Source organism: Bradyrhizobium sp. CCBAU 051011, assembly GCF_009930815.1.
Lineage (GTDB): Bacteria > Pseudomonadota > Alphaproteobacteria > Rhizobiales > Xanthobacteraceae > Bradyrhizobium.
The window spans coordinates 2,468,553-2,485,985 of record NZ_CP022222.1; the positions used below are offsets into that span (position 1 = coordinate 2,468,553).

The window sequence follows — 17,433 nt, forward strand, 5'->3', positions numbered from 1 at the left end:
CGAAACTCCACACCAAGTTTTTGAATCAGCGCAGAGAATCCGGCGGCGCGAAGGCGCGTGACAGTTTTCGCTGCACTCGCAAAATTTTTTAAGAAACCGTTACAATCGTGGTTACCGCGACCGTTTTTCAAAACGCTTGTCCTCGCTATGTGGATAAGTGATTAGCGAGACGAAGTTTTTCGGAATTGTTTTTGAAGGGTAACCTTCGCGGCAGAGATGCGCATGGAGATGCCGGCACCAGATTTGGCGGCCGTTGTGCTCACGCCCTTCGCAACTGCGTACGATTACGCCGGTGCAATAAGTTGCACCTCGTAAAATTACGGGTGCGAGAAATGTGACACATGCGCCGGTGCCCTGCAATGAGACAATCGAATTGTCACGGTCGGTGCGGCGCGAGTCCTTCAGTGTGTGCCCGAAATTCAACAGGATGCACACGCGCGCCGAAATGGATCTTCCAGATCGTACGCAAAAGAAAAGCCCGGCGAAGCCGGGCTTTGAAGAATATCGATTTCTGTTCAGTTCACTTCGCGAGCTTGGCGATCGCGTGCGTCAGGCGCGATACCTTCCGGCTCGCGTTGTTCTTGTGAATGATGTTGCGCTGCGCCGCCTGCATCAGTTCCGGTTCCGCGCGCTTCATCGCTTCCAGGGCTGCATTGCGATCGCCGCTCTTGATCGCTTCCTCGACGGTGCGGACCGCGCCGCGCATCTGGGTGCGGCGCGACTTGTTGACGATGGTGCGGCGGGCAATCTTGCGGGTCGCCTTCTTGGCGGAAGTGGTATTGGCCATGTTCTCAACTATCCTTCGGCTGTCATCGCTCGGGTGGTCGGCCCTTGAGCGCGCCGGCCGTTCAAATTGCGTGGACGCTGGTTGTGTTTTCCAGGGTGTTCTGACGTAGCCGTTCTTGAGGATGCCATGGACGGAAGCCAAAATGCTACCGAAGGCGGCGCTGCTCAAAGAACAGCGGCGGCGGGATTGCGCCCGCCGCCATTGGGGGTCTTATAGAGGGCGAGTCCTGCACCGTCAACGCTTTCCGCCCGCCTTGGGGGCGGAAAAGGGGGCGTAAAGGGCGCGTAAGGTGCTGACGAGGTTGAATTTCCGGGGTGCCCCCGGTATTGGCTGACAGCCTTTTTCGGGGCGACAGGTATAAGGTGACGCATGATCCGCGGTTTTTTCCGGCTTATTGGCCTCCTGCTCCTGGCCGGCGGATTCATTTTCATGGTTTATGACGGCGCCCGTTTTGTCGCCGACCAGACCCTGCGGTTCACCCGGTTTGGCCAGTTCTGGAACGACGTCCATCAGTCCAGCCAGCTCGCGTTCCGGACCTGGCTGGAGGGCGTCTCGCCCTGGCTCTGGAACAGCGTCGTCAAGGCCCTGCTGGATCAGCCGGTGTTCGCCGTGCTGGGCGTGGTCGGAATTCTGCTCATGATCCTGTTCCGGCCCCGCAAGCCGCTGATCGGCTATTCGCGGGACTGACCGCGGCTCCTGTCCCAGGGGGGCGTAACAGGGCTGCGGCTTCAGGCGTAAAGACATATATAGAAGTCCAACCGGCCGACGCGCATCGTCGCGTCCGCCGATGTCCCGCCTGGAGGTATTCCATGTTGTTCATGCGCAAGACCACCGCGTTGCCGAGCGCAGCCGAAGCGCTGCCGGGCCGTGCCGCCCCGATACCGACCGCGACCACGCACTTCGTCAACGGCCGCAAGCTGCAGCCGCCCTATCCTGCCGGCCTGGAGCAGGCGGTGTTTGGTCTCGGCTGTTTCTGGGGCGCGGAGCGCAAGTTCTGGGAACTCGGGGACGGCATTCATGCCACCGCCGTCGGCTATGCCGGCGGCCATACCCCCAATCCGACCTATGAAGAGGTTTGCTCGGGCCGCACCGGCCATACCGAAGTGGTGCTGGTCGTGTTCGATCCGAAGAAGATCTCCTACGAGCAGCTCCTGAAGACGTTCTGGGAAAGTCACAACCCGACGCAGGGCATGCGCCAGGGCAACGATGTCGGCACCCAGTATCGTTCGGCGATCTACACGTTTGGCGATGCGCAGCGCCAGGCCGCCGACGCATCGAAGGCGATGTATCAGAAGGCGCTGGCCGCAAAGGGGCTCGGCACCATCACCACCGAGATCGCGCCGTCGGGCGAGTTCTATTTCGCCGAGGACTATCATCAGCAATATCTCGCCAAGAACCCGGCGGGCTATTGCGGGCTGGGCGGCACCGGCGTGTCGTGTCCGATCGGCGCCGGCGTGTCTGCCGCCTAACCGTCATTGCGAACCAACAGGTCGCGCCGCGCGCCCGATGAGAGGCTCCGCGAAGCAATCCATCTCTCCGTTCAGGGATAGAATGGATTGCTTCGTCGCTTCGCTCCACGCAATGACGGATGGTCTCGCCTCCGGGCTATGCGAGTGCCGCGTGCAAAAAACCCTTTGTTAACCATACCCGGTGCAAAACTAGAGCTGTCTCGCTTTGAGGGATGGCTCCGGTGCGGGTTGTACGCGCGTTTCGAATACCGATCACTGCGATCATCACTGCGCTCGCTTTGTCGGGCTGCATGCGCACGATCGGGCCGGTCGCCGTCGCGCCGCAAGGCGATCTTGATTCCGTGGCTTATGGTTCGCCTGGCAGCCCGCCGCCGCAGGCGGTCGCGGCCGATGCCGGCGGCGGTGCCATCGCAGCACTTCGTACCGCCTTCGCCTCCGCGCCACACGCGGCGCCGCCGCCCGTCGTCGTTGCCGCACCTGTCGCCTATGTCGAACCCATGCCGGCGCGATACGACGCGGCCTATCATCTCGATGCCGGCGACAAGCTGCGCGTCGTCGTCTACGGCCAGGAAGGTCTCACCAACACCTACGCGGTCAGCGCCGGCGGCTCGATCACGATGCCGTTGATCGGTTCGGTGCCGGCCCGCGGCCGCACCACGGCGGGGCTGGCGGCGGCGATCGCCGCAAAGCTGCGCGCCGGCTTCATCAGGGAGCCGTCGGTCGCCGTCGAGATCGAAGCCTATCGGCCGTTCTTCATTCTCGGCGAGGTCGCAGCGCCCGGCCAATATCCGTACGTGCCCAACATGACGGTCGAGAGCGCGGTGGCGATTGCCGGCGGTTTCTCGCCGCGCGCCCGGCGCGACAGCGTCACCGTCACGCACACCGATGCGTCCGGTACGTCGCGCTTTGTCGTTCCGCCCGGCAGCCCGATCAGCCCAGGCGACACTGTGCTCGTTAGCGAACGCTGGTTCTAGCGCGCAAAGCCGCATCGTCATTTTGATGCGGCTCTTTTACCAAGCATTTGTGTCAGGCAAATGCCGCGCAATTGGCCAGGAAAATTCATCATTCATGTCGGACCGAGGTGGGCGCCGCGTTCTGCATCACGTTGCGGGCATCAATCCGAACGGAATAATCTAACTAGCAGTGGCAGACGCGCGGCTTCGCACGTGTCTGGACGCTCAATGGAACCCGTGCGGCGGTATCCGGCCGGGTTCGGTTGCGATGAATTGGCGCTATGCGCTGAATCCGTTCGAAACCATGTTCCATCTTGCGCTGCAGCGATGTAGAAACTCGTCGTTCAAAACGAGGCGCGCCGGTTTGTCGGTCGAGTGCCTGCAATCCGGAGTATGACCATGAACTATCACTTGCCGGTCAGCGTGGTGCGCGCGGCGACTGCGGCAGCATTGCTTGCTTCCATCGCCGTGACGGCTTTGTGCGCCTCTTCGCACCAGGCTGCAGCGTCGGATCCCTATCCGAGCCGGCGCATCACCTTCGTCGTGCCCTATCCCGCGGGCGGCGCGACCGACGTCCTGGCCCGTTTGCTGGCCAACAAGCTGCAGGAGTCGTGGAAGACGGCGGTCGTCGTCGAGAACAAGTCGGGCGGCGGCGGCGTGGTCGGCAACGACAACGTCGCCAAGGCGCAGCCTGATGGTCACACCGTGCTGGTCGGCATCACGCAGATCATTCAGGCGCCGAGCCTCGTGGCGAAGCTGCCCTACGATGTGTTCAAGGATCTCGCGCCTGTCACCCAGATCGCCTTGTCGACCATCGTTCTGGTGGTCCCCGAGCAGCAGCCGATCAAGTCCGTCAAGGAACTGATCGATTATGCCAAGGCGAACCCCGGCAAGCCTTACGGCACCTTCGGCAACGCCACGACGTCCCACCTCTACGGCGAATTGCTCAAGAAGACCGCCAATATCGACATGACCCATGTTCCCTATCGCGGCTCGGCTCCTCTCACGAACGACCTGCTCGCTAACACGGTTACCTCGGCGTTCCAGGACCTGACCACGGCGAGCGCGCAAATCAAGGCGGGCAAGCTCAGGGCGCTGGCGGTTGGCGGCGAGAAGCGCAGGACCGCGTTGCCCGACGTGCCGACGATGGGCGAACTCGGTTACCCCGGTTTTGAAATCGAAGGTTGGCTCGGCGTGTTCGTTCCTGCCGCGACGCCCAAGGAGATCGTGAAGAAGCTTTCGGACGAACTCGCCCGCATCATCGCCTCGCCGGAGGGCGTCGCCGGGATCGAGACGCTCAGCCTCGTGCCGGTGGGTGGATCGGCGGAAACGTTCGAGAAAGTCTTGCGCCGCGATTACCAGAAATGGGCCGATGTCGTGAAGGCAACCGGCGTCAAGGGCGAGTGAGGCGTTAGTTGCAGTTCGTCATTCCGGGATGGTCCGAAGGACCAGACCCGGAATCTCGAGATTCCGGGTTCGATGCTGACGCATCGCCCCGGAATGACGGCGGAGAGTAGACGCCTTACTTCTTCAAATGCTTGGCGAAAAACGCCAGGCTGCGCGGCCAAGCAATATCCGCGCTGGCCTTGTCGTAGCTGGCGCGCTCGTCGCAGTGAAAACCGTGCTGCGCGCCGGGATAGATGTGGACTTCGACCTCCGGCCGCTTGGCCTTGATGGTCTCGACATCGGTCAGCGGAATGCCGGCGTCCTTCTCACCGAAATGCAGCTGCGTCGGCACGTTGGGCTTGTCGTCGGCGAAGCGGACGACGGCGCCGCCGTAGTAGCCGACCGCGGCCGACAGGCCGGACAGCTTGGTCGCCGCGGCATAGGCGATGCTGCCGCCGAGGCAGAAGCCGATGATGCCGATCGGCCCGACATCCTTCACCGCATCGATCGCTGCCTGGGTATCGCGCAGCATCGCGTCCCAGTCGGGATTGGCGATGAACTTTCGCGCGGTCGCAATCTCGTCGGGTGAATAGCCGCACTGGAAGTTCGGCTGGGTGCGATCGAAGATCGACGGCGCAATCGCGACATAGCCTTCGGCTGCCAGCCGATCGCAGACCAAGCGGATGTGGTGATTGACGCCAAAGATCTCCTGAATCACCACGATGGCCGCTTTCGGCGCGCCAGCGGGATCGGCGCGATAGCCGCCGAGTTTGAAGCCGTCCGAAGCCGTCAGTTTGATATCCTGTCCCACGGGTCATCCCTTTTTGTTTGGGTTGTTTGCACGAAGTCGATTGCGAGGGTCTGTTCGAGAGGCGGCTACTGCCACATCCAGTTGTGACCCCAGTCGCCCTTCCAGCCGGCCAGCCGACCTTTACGGAATTGCAGGAAGAGCCGGTCCTTCTTGTAGAACAGCCCGCTGCCGCCGATGTTGCGGAAGGCGAGGAAGATTTCCTCGCCGGGCCGGCCGCGAACATAATTGAGCGGGACGCCGAGCGCATGCGCGGCCTCATTGGCGTCCATGCCGAACGCCAGCGGTATGTTGTTCGACAGCATCTCGGTAAAAGGTGGCGGGTAGGGGCCGCCAATCGGCGGCAATTGTTGAGCCGCAGCTTGCGTGATGCTGCCTGCGATCAGGACAAGGGCGAGAGCGGTCGTCTTCATGAGGCGGCTTTCTGTGCTGCCTTGGCATCGAGGCTGTCGAGGAACGGCAGCACTGCATCGATGAAGGCTTGCGGCTGGTCGATGTTGACGGCGTGGCCGGCGGCCGGGATCACCACCTTCTGCGCGCCGGGAATTTTGGCTGCCATGTAGTCGGAGGCGGCGAGGAACGGCGTGTCGTCGGCGCCGACCACGATCAGCGAAGGCACCTTGATGTCAGGCAGGGATTCGATCACACGGGCGTCGCGCTGGGTCAGCATGCCGCGCGCGGCGCGCGCAAGGCCCGTAGCATCGCGATGGGTGACGCTGGAGCGCTCGCGGCTGGCCGATTTCAGAACGTCCAGCCCCTCGCGCTCGAAGCGGTCGCCGGTGTCATGCGCGCGCTTGTTCCAGATCTCGCGGGCGTTGTCCTTCTTGAAGCCGGGGCCGGTGTCGATGATCAGGAGCGCGCGAACGCGATCCGGATAGGCGCGGTAGAATGCCAGCGACATGTAGCCGCCCAGCGAGAGCCCGCCGACGATCGCCTTGTCGGCACCTACGGCATCAAGCAGCGCCGCCATGTCGGCGACCGTCAGCGCTTCGCTGTAAGCTGCGGTATCCTCGGGGTAACCGGACTGGCCGTGGCCGCGCATGTCCCACAACACGAGCTTGTGATGCTTCGACAAGGCCGCGATCTGGCCCTGCCACATCCCACTTGTCGAGGAATAGCCGTGAGTCAGCAACAGCGGTGGGCCAGAGCCGTGGACCTCGTAGTAGATCTTGACGCCGTCGCGATCGATTATCGGCATTGTCGATTTCCCAAAGCAAAATCATCGCAAATTCGGGCGCGGAGCCGTCATCGCCTGCTGCATCCTAGCGCGATTCATTCGGCAGTAGGAAATGCGGAAACGGAAGATGCGCCCGCCACGCGCGCGTGATTGACAAGCCCATGACAAGCCCTTGCCGCAGCGCACAAGCGACAGCTTGAAAAGCTTTATTCCTTTCGAACGATTCCAAACTGCATTGCCTCCGGGAAAGTTCGGTATCATTCTTCGCGCCGACCGGCATCGACCCGGTGGGTGCCGGCCAATACCCAAAGTGAGATGCCGCCGTAAGCGGCTTCATACACCGGAAGGGGAGCGAACATGCCTAATCTCAATATCAACGGACGGAATATGTCCGTCGAGGCGGCTGGCGATACGCCGCTGCTGTGGGTGATCCGCGAGCAATTGCAGATGACCGGTACGAAATTCGGCTGCGGCGCAGGTCTCTGCGGCGCCTGCACGGTTCACGTCAATGGCGAAGCCGTTCGCTCCTGCCAGACCCTGGTCAGCGAGATCGCCGGCAAGAAGATCACCACCATCGAAGGTCTGTCCGCCAAGGGCGATCATCCCTTGCAGAAGGCCTGGATCGCCGAGCAGGTACCGCAATGCGGCTACTGCCAGTCCGGGCAAATCATGCAGGCAGCGGCGCTGCTGTCCAAGAATTCCAATCCGACCAAGGATGAAGTGGTCGCGCATATGGACGGCAATCTGTGTCGTTGCATGACCTATTCGCGCATTCAAAAGGCGATCATGCGCGCCGCATCCGAAATGCGTACCGCCTCCAACGCCGGCACCGAGCGGAGGGCCACATGAATACGCACGTGAAAGTCGCCGGCAGCGCATCTGCCGATCTCAGCCGCCGCTCGTTCCTGGTCGGCTCGGCCGCCACAGGCCTCGTACTCGGTTATGCCGCGGTCCCCGGCATCGATCAGGCGCTCGCCGCACCCTCCAGCTTCGAACCTTCGGTCTGGTACTCGATCGCGCCCGACGGCATCGTCACCGTCACCTGCGGCAAGGCCGACATGGGCCAGCACATCGCGTCCACCATGGCGCAGATCGTTTCCGAAGAACTCGGTTCGAACTGGAAGGACATGCGGGTGCAACTCGCCTCCAACGATCCGAAGTTCAACGATCCCGTGCTGGGCGCGCAGATTACCGGCGGTAGCTGGAGCACGATGATGAACTTCGATGCGATGAGCCGCGCGGGCGCCGCGGGCCGGATCGCGTTGACGGAAGCAGCAAGCAGCATCATGGGCGTGCCGGCCGGCGAGCTGGTGGTGCGCAACTCCACCGTCGCGCACACGAAGTCGAAGAAGCAGATGAGCTTCGCCGACATCGTCAAGAGCGGCAAGGTCACCAAGACCTTCACGCCGGACGAACTCAAGGCGATCAAGCTCAAGACGCCCGACCAATACACGATGATCGGCGTCTCGGTGCCGCAGCTCGATATTCCTCCAAAGGTCAACGGCACGGCCAAATACGGCATCGACGTCATGCTGCCGGGCATGGCCTACGGCAAGGTCATCACCCCGCCGGTGCGTTTCGGCGCCACGGTGAAATCGGTCGATGACAGTGCGGCCAAGAAGGTGCCGGGCTTTATCAAGGCCGTTACACTCGACGACAAGACCGGCAGCACGTCCGGCTGGGTGGTGGCGGTCGCCAATACCTATGCCAACGCCCGCAAGGCGGCCGATGCGCTGAAGATCACCTACGACAATGGCCCGAACGCCAAGCTGTCGAGCCAGTCGTTGATCGACGAGGCCAAGCGGCTGCAGGCGCTCGACGATTCCGGGCAGTTCTTCGTCAAGGACGGCGACACGGCGGCGGCCTTCGGGACCGCGGCCAAGGTGCTGGAAGCCGAATACACCACCAGCATCAACATCCATGCGCCGCTGGAGCCGATGAACGCGACCGCCGAGTTCAAGGGCGATATCCTGCACATCTATTCCGGCAACCAGTTCGCGACGCGCTCTGGCGCGATCGCGGCCGGTGCTGCCGGGATCGATCCAAAATTCGTCGTGATGCACCAGATGTGGCTGGGTGGCGGCTTCGGCCGGCGGCTCGATGCCGACATGATGGTGCCTGCCGTACAAGCGGCGAAGGCCGTCGGCAAGCCGGTCAAGGTGATCTACTCGCGCGAAAACGACATGACCATGGACTATTCGCGTCCGCTGACCTTCCAGAAGGTCAAGGCGGGTCTCGACGGCGATGGCAAGCTGATTGCGCTCAATCACGACGTGGTCTCGGCGTGGCCGACCGCGCGCTGGGGAATCCCCGATTTCCTGACGCCTTCGGTCGACAAGAAGGGGCCGCTGGACTCGTTCACCGTGAATGGCGCGGACTTCTTCTATTCCGTGCCCAATCACAATGTGCGCGCGATCAAGAACGAGCTGGCGCACACCGCCACCCCGTCGGGTCAGTTGCGCTCGGTGGCGCCGGGGTGGACCTTCTGGGCGGTCGAAAGCATGATCGACGAACTCGCGCATGCGGCCGGCCAGGATCCCGCGCAGTACCGCATCGCGATGCTGGACGGCAAAGGCAAGAACGACGGTGGCGCGCAACGCCTGCGCAATACCCTGCTGGCGGCGATGGGCATGGCCGGTTACGGCACCACCAAGTTGCCGAAGGGCGAGGGCATGGGCATCGCCTGCGTCTCGTCGCAGGAGCGTGCAACCGCAAGCTGGACCGCCTGTGTGGCCCATGTTGCGGTGTCGCCGTCCGGCGAGGTCAAGGTCAAGAAACTGACCGTGGCGACCGACGTCGGCATGCAGGTGCATCCCGACAACATCCGTGCCCAGGTCGAGGGCGCGGCGCTGTGGGGCCTTTCGCTCGCCATGTATGAGAAGGCGACGTTGAAGGACGGCGGTATCGAGCAGACCAATTTCGATACCTACACGCCCTTGCGGATGAGCCAGACGCCGGAAGTGGCCGTCAACGTCATCGCCAATGGCGACAAGCCGACCGGCGTCGGCGAGCCGGCAGTGACGGTGGTCGCTCCGGCGCTCGGCAACGCCATCTTCAACGCCTGCGGCGCGCGCATCCGCTCGTTGCCGATCACGGCCGAAGCAGTGAAGGCAAGCATGAAGGCGTAAGACGAGCGTCATCGGTCGATGAATGATCCGCCGGGGGCAGGGCTTCCGGCGGATTTTTCTTTGCCCCTCTCAATGCCCCGCGCATGCGGGGCATCCAGTACGCCGTGGCCATGCCGTCTCCGCGGCCGTCACACTGGATCATCATCCGCTTTCGCGGATGCTGACGGTCGCGGGACGTTGTGGGTGCAGCGCATCACGAACCAGATCGCTAAAACTTTAGCGTTCACGCTAGCCTATATTCACGATGCCTCTTAAGCCCCGAGGAACTCCTTATCCGCTAGCCTCGGTTGCACGTCATCACCGCTAGGGGTCTGGGGTTTCATGACATCGGTAGCCAACAAGACTTCGACCAAGCGCCGGCTGCTGCTGGCTTCGGATCGGAGCGATCAAAGCAGCGAGCTCGCCAGCATTCTGCGATCGGTCGGTCAGGTCGACACCATCGCGACATCAGACATTCCCGACGCGCCGGGGCGCGATCTGGCGGGAATCGTGGTCGACATCAATCTGCGCTCCGCCGAGAGCGTGCAACTGGTGCGCAACAAGCTGCGCGCCGAGGCCTATCGCGAGATGCCGCGGCTGTTCGTGCTGGCGGACGCGCTTCACCATGGATCGATGCAGGCGTGGGCGCTCGGCGCCACCGATACGATAGCACGTCCGTTCGACGCGCAAGGCATTCTGCAGCGGATCCGCGCCGCGTTTCCGGACAGCGATGGATTTGACGAAACCGATCGCGGAAAGGCCCTGAACAGGGGCGTCGAGGCCGCGCATGCCGTGATGGTCAAGATCTTCGAAAAGATTCCGGCCGGCGTTCCCCTCAAATTTTCCGACATCGTCGAGGCCGAGAACAAGATTCTCAAGGCGATCAAGCATTCGTCCTTGCGCGAATGGCTGACGACGGTCGGCTGCCATCACGCCGGCAGCTACCGCCATTGCCTGTTCGTCACCGGCTTTGCGGTCGCCTATGCGCAGCATCTCGGCATGCGCGAGGACGACCAGCGCCGTCTGGCGCGGGCGGCGCTGCTGCACGACGTCGGCAAGGCGTTCATTCCGGTGGCGATCCTGGACAAGCCGGGCCCGCTGACGCTGGAAGAAATGGAAGAGATGCGCCAGCATCCACGCCGCGGCTATGATGCGCTCGCCGAACAAGGCGGCTTCCCGCCGGAGATGCTCGACGTGGTGCTGCATCACCACGAATTTCTCGACGGCACCGGCTATCCCAATGGGCTGAGCGGCAAGGAGATCAGCGACATCGTGCGGCTGACCACGATCGTGGACATCTACGCGGCGCTGGTCGAGAAGCGCGCCTACCGCTTGCAGTTCACCCACGCCCGGGCCTTCGGCATGATGGAAGAAATGGGCGACAAGCTCGACCAGCATCTGCTGCACGCCTTCCGCCCGGTGGCGTTCGGGTATTATTGAGCGTCTGGCTCCCCGCCGTCATGCGAGCCAACGGGTCGCGCGAATGCGCGCCCGATGACAGGCTCCGCGAAGCAATCCATAGTGCCGCATAACGGATGGTGGATTGAATCGTCGCTCACGCTCCCTTGCGCAAACGCTTCGCGTTTGTCGCAGGCAATGACGCGGAGAGAGCGTAGCCGCTCAACGCAAGCATGCCACTTTTCAGCCCGCTAGTTATCGGCGATCATCGGCTCAGCCGATGACTAACGATCGCTGGCAGGAAATCCATGGACACGACAGCGACCTCAGGCGGAAACCTCGACATTCCCGCCGATATTGCCGCCACGCTGGTCGACCCGGCGGCCTATGCCGATCATCGCATCCATGACAGTTACCGCTGGCTGCGCGCCAACAATCCGCTCGGCATCGCGCACCCCGAAGGGTTCGATCCGTTCTGGGTCGTGACGAAACATGCGCATATCCAGGCCATCAGCCGCCAGAACGAGCTGTTCCACAATGCCGACCGGCCGACCACGCTGACCAACCGCGCGGTGGAAGAACGCGTCCGCAAAATCACCGGCGGGCCCAACTTGGTGCGTTCGCTGGTGCAGATGGATGCGCCCGACCATCCGAAATACCGCGCGCTGACCCAGGGCTGGTTCATGCCCGCCAATCTTGGAAAGTTCGAGACGTGCGTGCGCGAGATCGCGCGGGCCACCGTGCAGCGCATGCTCGATAAGGGCGGTGCCTGCGATTTCGTCGAAGACGTGGCCCTTGGCTATCCCCTGCACGTCATCATGGAAATTCTCGGCGTGCCCGAAAAGGACGAGCCGCGCATGCTCAAGCTGACGCAGGAGCTGTTCGGCCCGCAGGATCCCGATACGGCGCGGATCAGGGAAAAGCTGACGGCGGAGCAGTTCTCCGGGATGATGCAGGCGGTGGTGGCTGATTTCGGCGCCTATTTCCGCGCCATCACCGAGGACCGCCGCTGCAACCCGCGCGACGACCTCGCCACCGTCATTGCCAACGCCAGGATCGGCGGCGACTACATGCCGGATCATGACGCCACCAGCTATTACATGATCGTAGCCACCGCGGGCCACGACACCACGTCATCCTCGACCGCCGGCGCGATCTGGGCGCTGGCGGAGGATCCCGCGCAATTCGAAAAGGTGAAGGCCAATCCCGAGCTGATTCCGGGACTGGTCGACGAGGCGATCCGCTGGATGACGCCGGTGAAGCATTTCATGCGCTCGGCGACGGCGGACACCGAGCTCGGCGGACGCAAAATTGCAAAAGGCGATTGGCTGATGCTGTGCTACGCGTCCGGCAACCGCGACGAGGACGTGTTCGAGGAGCCATATTCGTTCCGCTGCGACCGCAAGCCCAACCGCCACGTCGCCTTCGGCTACGGCGCGCATCTTTGCCTCGGCCAGTATCTGGCGAAACTGGAGATGCGGATACTGTTCGAGGAACTGCTGCCGCGCCTGAAATCGATCGCGCTTGATGGCGAAGTGAAGATGACGCAGGCCTATTTTGTGAACGGCCCGAAGAGGTTGCCGATCAGGTTCGAGGTGAGTTGAACAGCATTGCGTAGGGTGGGCAAGGGAGCGTTAGCGACGTGCCCACCACATTCTTGCGCTGTCGTCGATAGATGGTGGGCACGCTTCGCTTTGCCCACCCTACAAGCCATCAACCCAGCATCTTCCGCAATTCCGCCTTCGCCACCTTTTCCAACGTCGAGCGCGGCATGTCGTCGACGAAGTGGATTTCGCGTGGCACCTTGAAATCGGCGAGACTGGTTTTGCACGCAGCCATCACCGTATCATGCAGATCGGCCGGCGCACCCTTTACGCCGGCCTGCGGGATGATGAACACAACCGGCACTTCATCCAGCATCGGGTGCTTCTTCGCCACCACGGCGGCCTCGCGCACGCCGGGCACCACCGCGATTACCTGCTCGATCTCGGACGCTGCGACGTTCTCGCCGCCGACCTTGAGCATGTCCTTGGTGCGGTCGCCGAATTTTATGAAACCGTTCTCGAGCAACGTGACGCGGTCGCCGGTGATGAAATAGCCGTGCTCGTCAAAGCTTTCACGCGTGGCCTTTTCGTTGTGGAGATACTCCGAGAACAGCGACAGGCCGGGGATGCCCTTGATCAGGAGATTGCCGGTGCCGCCGACATCCGTCGGCGTGCCGTCATCCTCGACGATGCGGATCCGGTATTCCGGGGCGGCGCGGCCGATTGACATCGGCGTGTTGGGCTGGTCGACCTCGCCGACGATGCCGTGGGTGATGGTTTCCGTCATGCCCCACCAGCCGATCGTCTTGACGCCGAAGGCGGCAAATGGCGGCGGCTCGGATACTGCGGTGCCCCAGAGCCGGAATTTGTGGTTGTTCGGAATCTCGTGCTCCAGCAGCGCCTTCATGCAGAACGGGATCGTCGAGGTCCAGGTGCAGTTGTGTTCGAGCGCGACGCTCCAGAACCGGCTGGCCGAAAACCGTGGCTGGATCACGCAGGAGGCGCCGACCCACAGCGTTGCCAGCATCGAATAGGCCAGCGCGTTGGTGTGGAATAGCGGCAGATAGGTCTGGTGCACGTCGCCCGCGTGCAGGTCTTCATGCGCGGCGTTGATCTTGGCGCCCCATAGCGCATTGGCATGCGTCCACAGCACCGCCTTCGGCCGCGACGTGGTGCCGGACGTATATTGAACGCTGCATGGCGCGAATGGATCGGTTGCGCGGCGCGGCCGGTCGGCGCTGTCGGCGTACAGGGATTCAAAACTGTCGCCCCGCGACGCGCCTTGCGCAGGCGCAGCTCCGGCATCATGCGAGATCACGGCGATCCAGCGCAGGCCGCGGCAATTGGCCGAGATCAGTTCGGCGTAGGCCGGCTGGGTGATGGCGGCAACCGCGCCGCAATGGCCGGCGAAATACTCCATCTCCGCTGCCGCCGAACGGGTGTTGGTGGTGACCGCAATCGCGCCGAGCTCGACGCAGGCAAACCAGGCCAGCATGGCCTCGATGCAATTGTCGAGGTGGATCAGCACATAATCGCCGGGCTTGACGCCACGTTTGATGAGGCCGGCGGCAAGCGCGCCGACACGTTCGTTAAATTCGCCGTAGGACCATTTTCGCGCGGCGCCATCGAACGGCGCCCAGATCAGGAAGGGATGGTTGCGTCGGCTCTCGGCGCGCATCCGCAACAGCCACGGCACGTCGAGGCCTGCGAATGGTCCGACAATGCCCGGCGCAGATTGTGAAGCTGGCATAATTCCTCCCGTGCGGCCTTGCGGCGGCTTTTGATCTTGCTTGGGAGTAGTTCTGCCATCGGACGGCGCGGGGATCAAATCGGGAGTTTGTGGGGCTCTCTCGTCGTCATTGCGAGCGAAGCGAAGCAATCCATGACGCCACGCGCCGAGACATGGTTTGCTTCGTCGCTTCGCTCCTCGCAATGACGGGGAGAGGCTGCGCCTTAGCCTCCATCGCCTTCATACGAAGAAATCTCGATCAAACTCCCATCCGGGTCCCGGCAATAGACCGATCGCAGCGTGCCGCGGGCGCCCTGTTTGGCGACCGGGCCTTCCTCTATCGCAATCCCGTTGGCCTTCAGATGCTTCACGACTTCATCCGGCGTGCTTGACGTCAGGAAACACAGATCGTCGCTGCCGGCGGTCTCGTGGTCGGCCGTGAACCACTCCACCTTGTCGGCATCGCGCGGCCGTACATTGATCTTCTGGTTACCGAACACCAGCGAGGTCCGCGGCGTTTTGCCCGGGCCAGGATCGAATACCTTGACCTCCATGCCGAGGATTTTCCGGTACCACTCGGTGGAACGCGCCACGTCGGAGACATTGATCACGAGATGGTCGAGCGCGTTAACCCTGACGGACATGTCTTAATCCTTTCGTCGCGGTCTGCGGCATCTGTGTCGCACTGGCCGCACCTGACTTTGTTTGTTACAACGCGGGCCGCGTTCGGTTCAATAGAACCGCGCCTCAATAGAATCGGACTGGGCTCTGAATCCCGGCCTCCAAGGAGAAGTCTTATGATTTCACGTCGTACCGCGATTTGTCTGGCCGTCATCGGCCTTTCCACGGCCACTTCGATCGCCAGCGTTTCGGCGCAGGATTACCCGACCCGGCCGGTGAAATGGGTCGTCGGATATCCGCCGGGCGGCGCGACCGATATTATCGCGCGGCTGCTCGGCCAGCGGCTCTCGGAACGGCTCGGCCAGCAATTCGTGATCGAGAACAAGCCTGGCGCCGGTAACAACATCGCCACCGAATCGGTGATCAACGCCGAGCCCGATGGTTATACGCTGCTGTTCGTCAACCCGGCGAATTACATCAACGCCTCGCTCTACGCCAATCTGAAATTCAATGTGATTCGCGATATTGCGCCGATTGCCGCGTTCAATCGCGTGCCGAACGTGATGACGGTCAACAAGGACGTGCCGGCCAAGACGGCCGCGGAGTTCATTGCGTATGTGAAAGCCAATCCCGGCAAGGTGAACCTGGCGTCGTCGGGCAACGGCACATCGGTGCATCTGTCCGGCGAAATGTTCATGGCGATGTCCGGCGCCAAGATGCAGCACGTGCCCTATCGCGGCGCTGCGCCGGCGATCACCGACCTGCTCGGCGGTCAAGTCCAGTTGATTTTCGACAACATGCCCTCGATTCTCCAGCATGTCCGCGCCGGCTCGGTGCGGGCGCTGGCGGTCACCGGTACCGCGCGGTCGCCGCTGTTGCCTGACGTGCCTGTTCTCGCCGACACCGTCCCGGGCTACGAGGCGAGCGCGCTGTTCGGCGTCGGAGCACCGAAGAACACGCCAAAGGCGGTCATCGAGAAGCTGAACAAGGAGATCAACGCCGTGCTCGCCGAGCCGGCGATCAAGGCGCGCCTGCTCGACCTCGGCGGCGAACCGCTGATCGGCACGCCGGAAGCGTTTGGCGCGATGATCGTGGCTGAAACCGACAAGTGGAAGAAGGTGATCGAGGAAGCCAAGGTTGAGAAAGTGCAGTGATCTACCTCACGGAACATCGGCGCGGACGCGGTGTTTTCTGGCAAAGACCACGCGGTTTTTGCGTCACACGGAGGAGATCGAAGATGCGCAATGCACTGTTAGCGATATTGGCGCTGTCGGCGGCGACAGCCGCCACTGTGGCGGGCAGCTCGCCCGCTGCGGCGTATGATTACCCCTATTGCCTGCAGGGCCGGGGCATCGGCATTCCCGGTGACTGCTCCTACGCTACCTACGGTCAGTGCATGGCATCGGCCTCAGGCCGCGCGCTCTACTGCAACATCAATCCGCGCGTCGCCTACGGACAGCAGCGGCGTATGCGGGTTTATCGGGATTATTGATCGCGCTTTGCTTCCGCAACATGGCCGGATCATCCAGCTCAAGAAGCCCGGATGATCCGGCCATTTGCATTTCTGGTTGTCGCCTCTCGAATCCGTGATGCAGTCTCCGGCTTGACGGCGTTTCGTTTGTGTCTATACTAAACCATATGGTTAAGTATCAGGAAGATGTTCTCGATCGCACCTTTGCGGCGCTGTCCGATCCGACCCGGCGCGCGCTGCTGGCGCGGCTCGGCGACCGCGAAAGCCTGTCGGTCAGCGAACTGGCGCAGCCGTTTTCGATGTCGCTGCCGGCGATCATGAAGCATCTCGATGTGCTGTCGGACGCCGGCCTGATCGCGCGCGAAAAGACCGGGCGCACGGTGGCGTGCCGGCTCACCGCCAGCCCGATGGAGCAGGCGATGGATTGGCTCAATCGCTACCAGCGCTTCTGGTCCGACAATCTCGACCGCCTTGCCGCTTTTGTGGAGGAAGACCCATGGCCACCCAGTCAAGCCTTGCCAAGCAAGACCCCGCCCGCGATGCCGAACTCGCCGCGCGGCCCAGCCTCACCCTCACGCGCCGGCTCAACGCGGCGCCCGAAAAGGTCTACGCCGCGTGGGCCGACCCGGAAAAGCTAGTGCAATGGTTCGGGCCTGCCTCGGTAGAGGAGGGCTCGGTGAAGGCCGACATCGACCTGCGCGTCGGCGGCCGCTACCGCATCAGTTTCAACGCCAACGGCAACTATAACGAGGTCGGCGGCGTCTATCGCGAGGTCGTGCCGAACCGGCGACTGGTGTTTAGCTGGGCATGGCATTCCACGCCGGAGCGTGAATCGCTGGTGACCATTTCGATCAAGCCGGAAGGCAGCGGCACGCTGCTCGTCTTCAATCACGCGCAGTTCGTCGATGAGAAAGCGCGCGACAGTCACGAGCGCGGATGGACGGAGCTCTTGGCCAAGCTCGAAACGCATCTTGCTTAAGGAG

Annotated in this window: 18 protein-coding genes; 12 read left to right on the forward strand and 6 right to left on the reverse strand. The window is 62.6% G+C overall.

Features of this window, described 5'->3' with window-relative positions; genetic code table 11:
* Window positions 1–520: 520 nt before the first annotated feature.
* Window positions 521–787 (reverse strand): 30S ribosomal protein S20, encoded by a 267-nt coding sequence (gene rpsT, locus ACH79_RS11695; RefSeq protein ID WP_028347803.1) that lies wholly within the window; start codon window positions 785–787, stop codon window positions 521–523.
* Window positions 788–1,156: 369 nt separating this feature from the next.
* Between rpsT and ACH79_RS11700 the strand changes: the two genes are divergently transcribed.
* The 4 genes from ACH79_RS11700 to ACH79_RS11715 all read left to right on the forward strand — a co-directional run bounded on the left by ACH79_RS11700 (window position 1,157) and on the right by ACH79_RS11715 (window position 4,616).
* A complete protein-coding gene (locus ACH79_RS11700; protein ID WP_161851156.1) occupies window positions 1,157–1,474 on the forward strand; it encodes a hypothetical protein in 318 nt (105 codons plus the stop codon).
* A gap of 122 nt (window positions 1,475–1,596) precedes the next feature.
* Entirely contained in the window at window positions 1,597–2,256 is a 660-nt protein-coding gene (gene msrA / locus ACH79_RS11705; RefSeq protein ID WP_161851157.1) for a peptide-methionine (S)-S-oxide reductase MsrA, read from the forward strand.
* A gap of 212 nt (window positions 2,257–2,468) precedes the next feature.
* On the forward strand, window positions 2,469–3,230 hold the full coding sequence (locus tag ACH79_RS11710; RefSeq protein ID WP_161851158.1) for a polysaccharide biosynthesis/export family protein: 762 nt from the start codon (window positions 2,469–2,471) through the stop codon (window positions 3,228–3,230).
* A 378-nt stretch (window positions 3,231–3,608) separates the two neighbouring features.
* Entirely contained in the window at window positions 3,609–4,616 is a 1,008-nt protein-coding gene (locus ACH79_RS11715) for a tripartite tricarboxylate transporter substrate binding protein (RefSeq protein WP_161851159.1), read from the forward strand.
* Window positions 4,617–4,731: 115 nt separating this feature from the next.
* Here the strand turns inward: ACH79_RS11715 and ACH79_RS11720 are convergent, their stop codons facing one another.
* The 3 genes from ACH79_RS11720 to ACH79_RS11730 all read right to left on the reverse strand — a co-directional run bounded on the left by ACH79_RS11720 (window position 4,732) and on the right by ACH79_RS11730 (window position 6,601).
* Entirely contained in the window at window positions 4,732–5,406 is a 675-nt protein-coding gene (locus ACH79_RS11720) for a dienelactone hydrolase family protein (protein WP_161851160.1), read from the reverse strand.
* Between the two features lie 65 nt (window positions 5,407–5,471).
* A complete protein-coding gene (locus ACH79_RS11725) occupies window positions 5,472–5,816 on the reverse strand; it encodes a hypothetical protein (protein ID WP_161851161.1) in 345 nt (114 codons plus the stop codon).
* Window positions 5,813–6,601 (reverse strand): alpha/beta fold hydrolase, encoded by a 789-nt coding sequence (locus ACH79_RS11730; protein ID WP_161851162.1) that lies wholly within the window; start codon window positions 6,599–6,601, stop codon window positions 5,813–5,815. The genes ACH79_RS11725 and ACH79_RS11730 overlap by 4 nt, the downstream gene beginning before the upstream one ends.
* A 336-nt stretch (window positions 6,602–6,937) precedes the next feature.
* Between ACH79_RS11730 and ACH79_RS11735 the strand changes: the two genes are divergently transcribed.
* The 4 genes from ACH79_RS11735 (at window position 6,938) to ACH79_RS11750 (ending at window position 12,689) form a co-directional block, all read left to right on the forward strand.
* Entirely contained in the window at window positions 6,938–7,429 is a 492-nt protein-coding gene (locus ACH79_RS11735; protein ID WP_161851163.1) for a (2Fe-2S)-binding protein, read from the forward strand.
* The gene (locus ACH79_RS11740) at window positions 7,426–9,708 is read left to right on the forward strand and encodes a molybdopterin cofactor-binding domain-containing protein (protein WP_161851164.1); all 2,283 of its coding nucleotides are present in this window, start codon (window positions 7,426–7,428) and stop codon (window positions 9,706–9,708) included. The genes ACH79_RS11735 and ACH79_RS11740 overlap by 4 nt, the downstream gene beginning before the upstream one ends.
* A 321-nt stretch (window positions 9,709–10,029) precedes the next feature.
* Entirely contained in the window at window positions 10,030–11,127 is a 1,098-nt protein-coding gene (locus ACH79_RS11745; RefSeq protein ID WP_161851165.1) for an HD-GYP domain-containing protein, read from the forward strand.
* A 266-nt stretch (window positions 11,128–11,393) separates the two neighbouring features.
* Window positions 11,394–12,689, forward strand: coding sequence for a cytochrome P450 (locus tag ACH79_RS11750; RefSeq protein WP_161851166.1), 1,296 nt, complete (start codon window positions 11,394–11,396; stop codon window positions 12,687–12,689).
* Window positions 12,690–12,798: 109 nt separating this feature from the next.
* Here ACH79_RS11750 and ACH79_RS11755 read toward each other — a convergent pair whose 3' ends face one another.
* Window positions 12,799–14,379 (reverse strand): AMP-binding protein, encoded by a 1,581-nt coding sequence (locus tag ACH79_RS11755; RefSeq protein ID WP_161851167.1) that lies wholly within the window; start codon window positions 14,377–14,379, stop codon window positions 12,799–12,801.
* A gap of 203 nt (window positions 14,380–14,582) precedes the next feature.
* The gene (locus tag ACH79_RS11760) at window positions 14,583–15,002 is read right to left on the reverse strand and encodes a VOC family protein (protein WP_161851168.1); all 420 of its coding nucleotides are present in this window, start codon (window positions 15,000–15,002) and stop codon (window positions 14,583–14,585) included.
* Window positions 15,003–15,155: 153 nt separating this feature from the next.
* Between ACH79_RS11760 and ACH79_RS11765 the strand changes: the two genes are divergently transcribed.
* The 4 genes from ACH79_RS11765 (at window position 15,156) to ACH79_RS11780 (ending at window position 17,429) form a co-directional block, all read left to right on the forward strand.
* A complete protein-coding gene (locus ACH79_RS11765; protein ID WP_161851169.1) occupies window positions 15,156–16,133 on the forward strand; it encodes a tripartite tricarboxylate transporter substrate binding protein in 978 nt (325 codons plus the stop codon).
* Between the two features lie 83 nt (window positions 16,134–16,216).
* Entirely contained in the window at window positions 16,217–16,471 is a 255-nt protein-coding gene (locus ACH79_RS11770; protein ID WP_161851170.1) for a DUF3551 domain-containing protein, read from the forward strand.
* Between the two features lie 128 nt (window positions 16,472–16,599).
* Window positions 16,600–17,088 carry a helix-turn-helix transcriptional regulator gene (locus ACH79_RS11775; protein WP_246738500.1) on the forward strand — a complete coding sequence of 163 codons (489 nt, stop codon included), beginning with the start codon at window positions 16,600–16,602 and terminating at the stop codon, window positions 17,086–17,088.
* A complete protein-coding gene (locus ACH79_RS11780; protein ID WP_202639221.1) occupies window positions 17,088–17,429 on the forward strand; it encodes an SRPBCC domain-containing protein in 342 nt (113 codons plus the stop codon). Before ACH79_RS11775 ends, ACH79_RS11780 begins: the two co-directional genes overlap by 1 nt.
* Window positions 17,430–17,433: the final 4 nt, after the last annotated feature.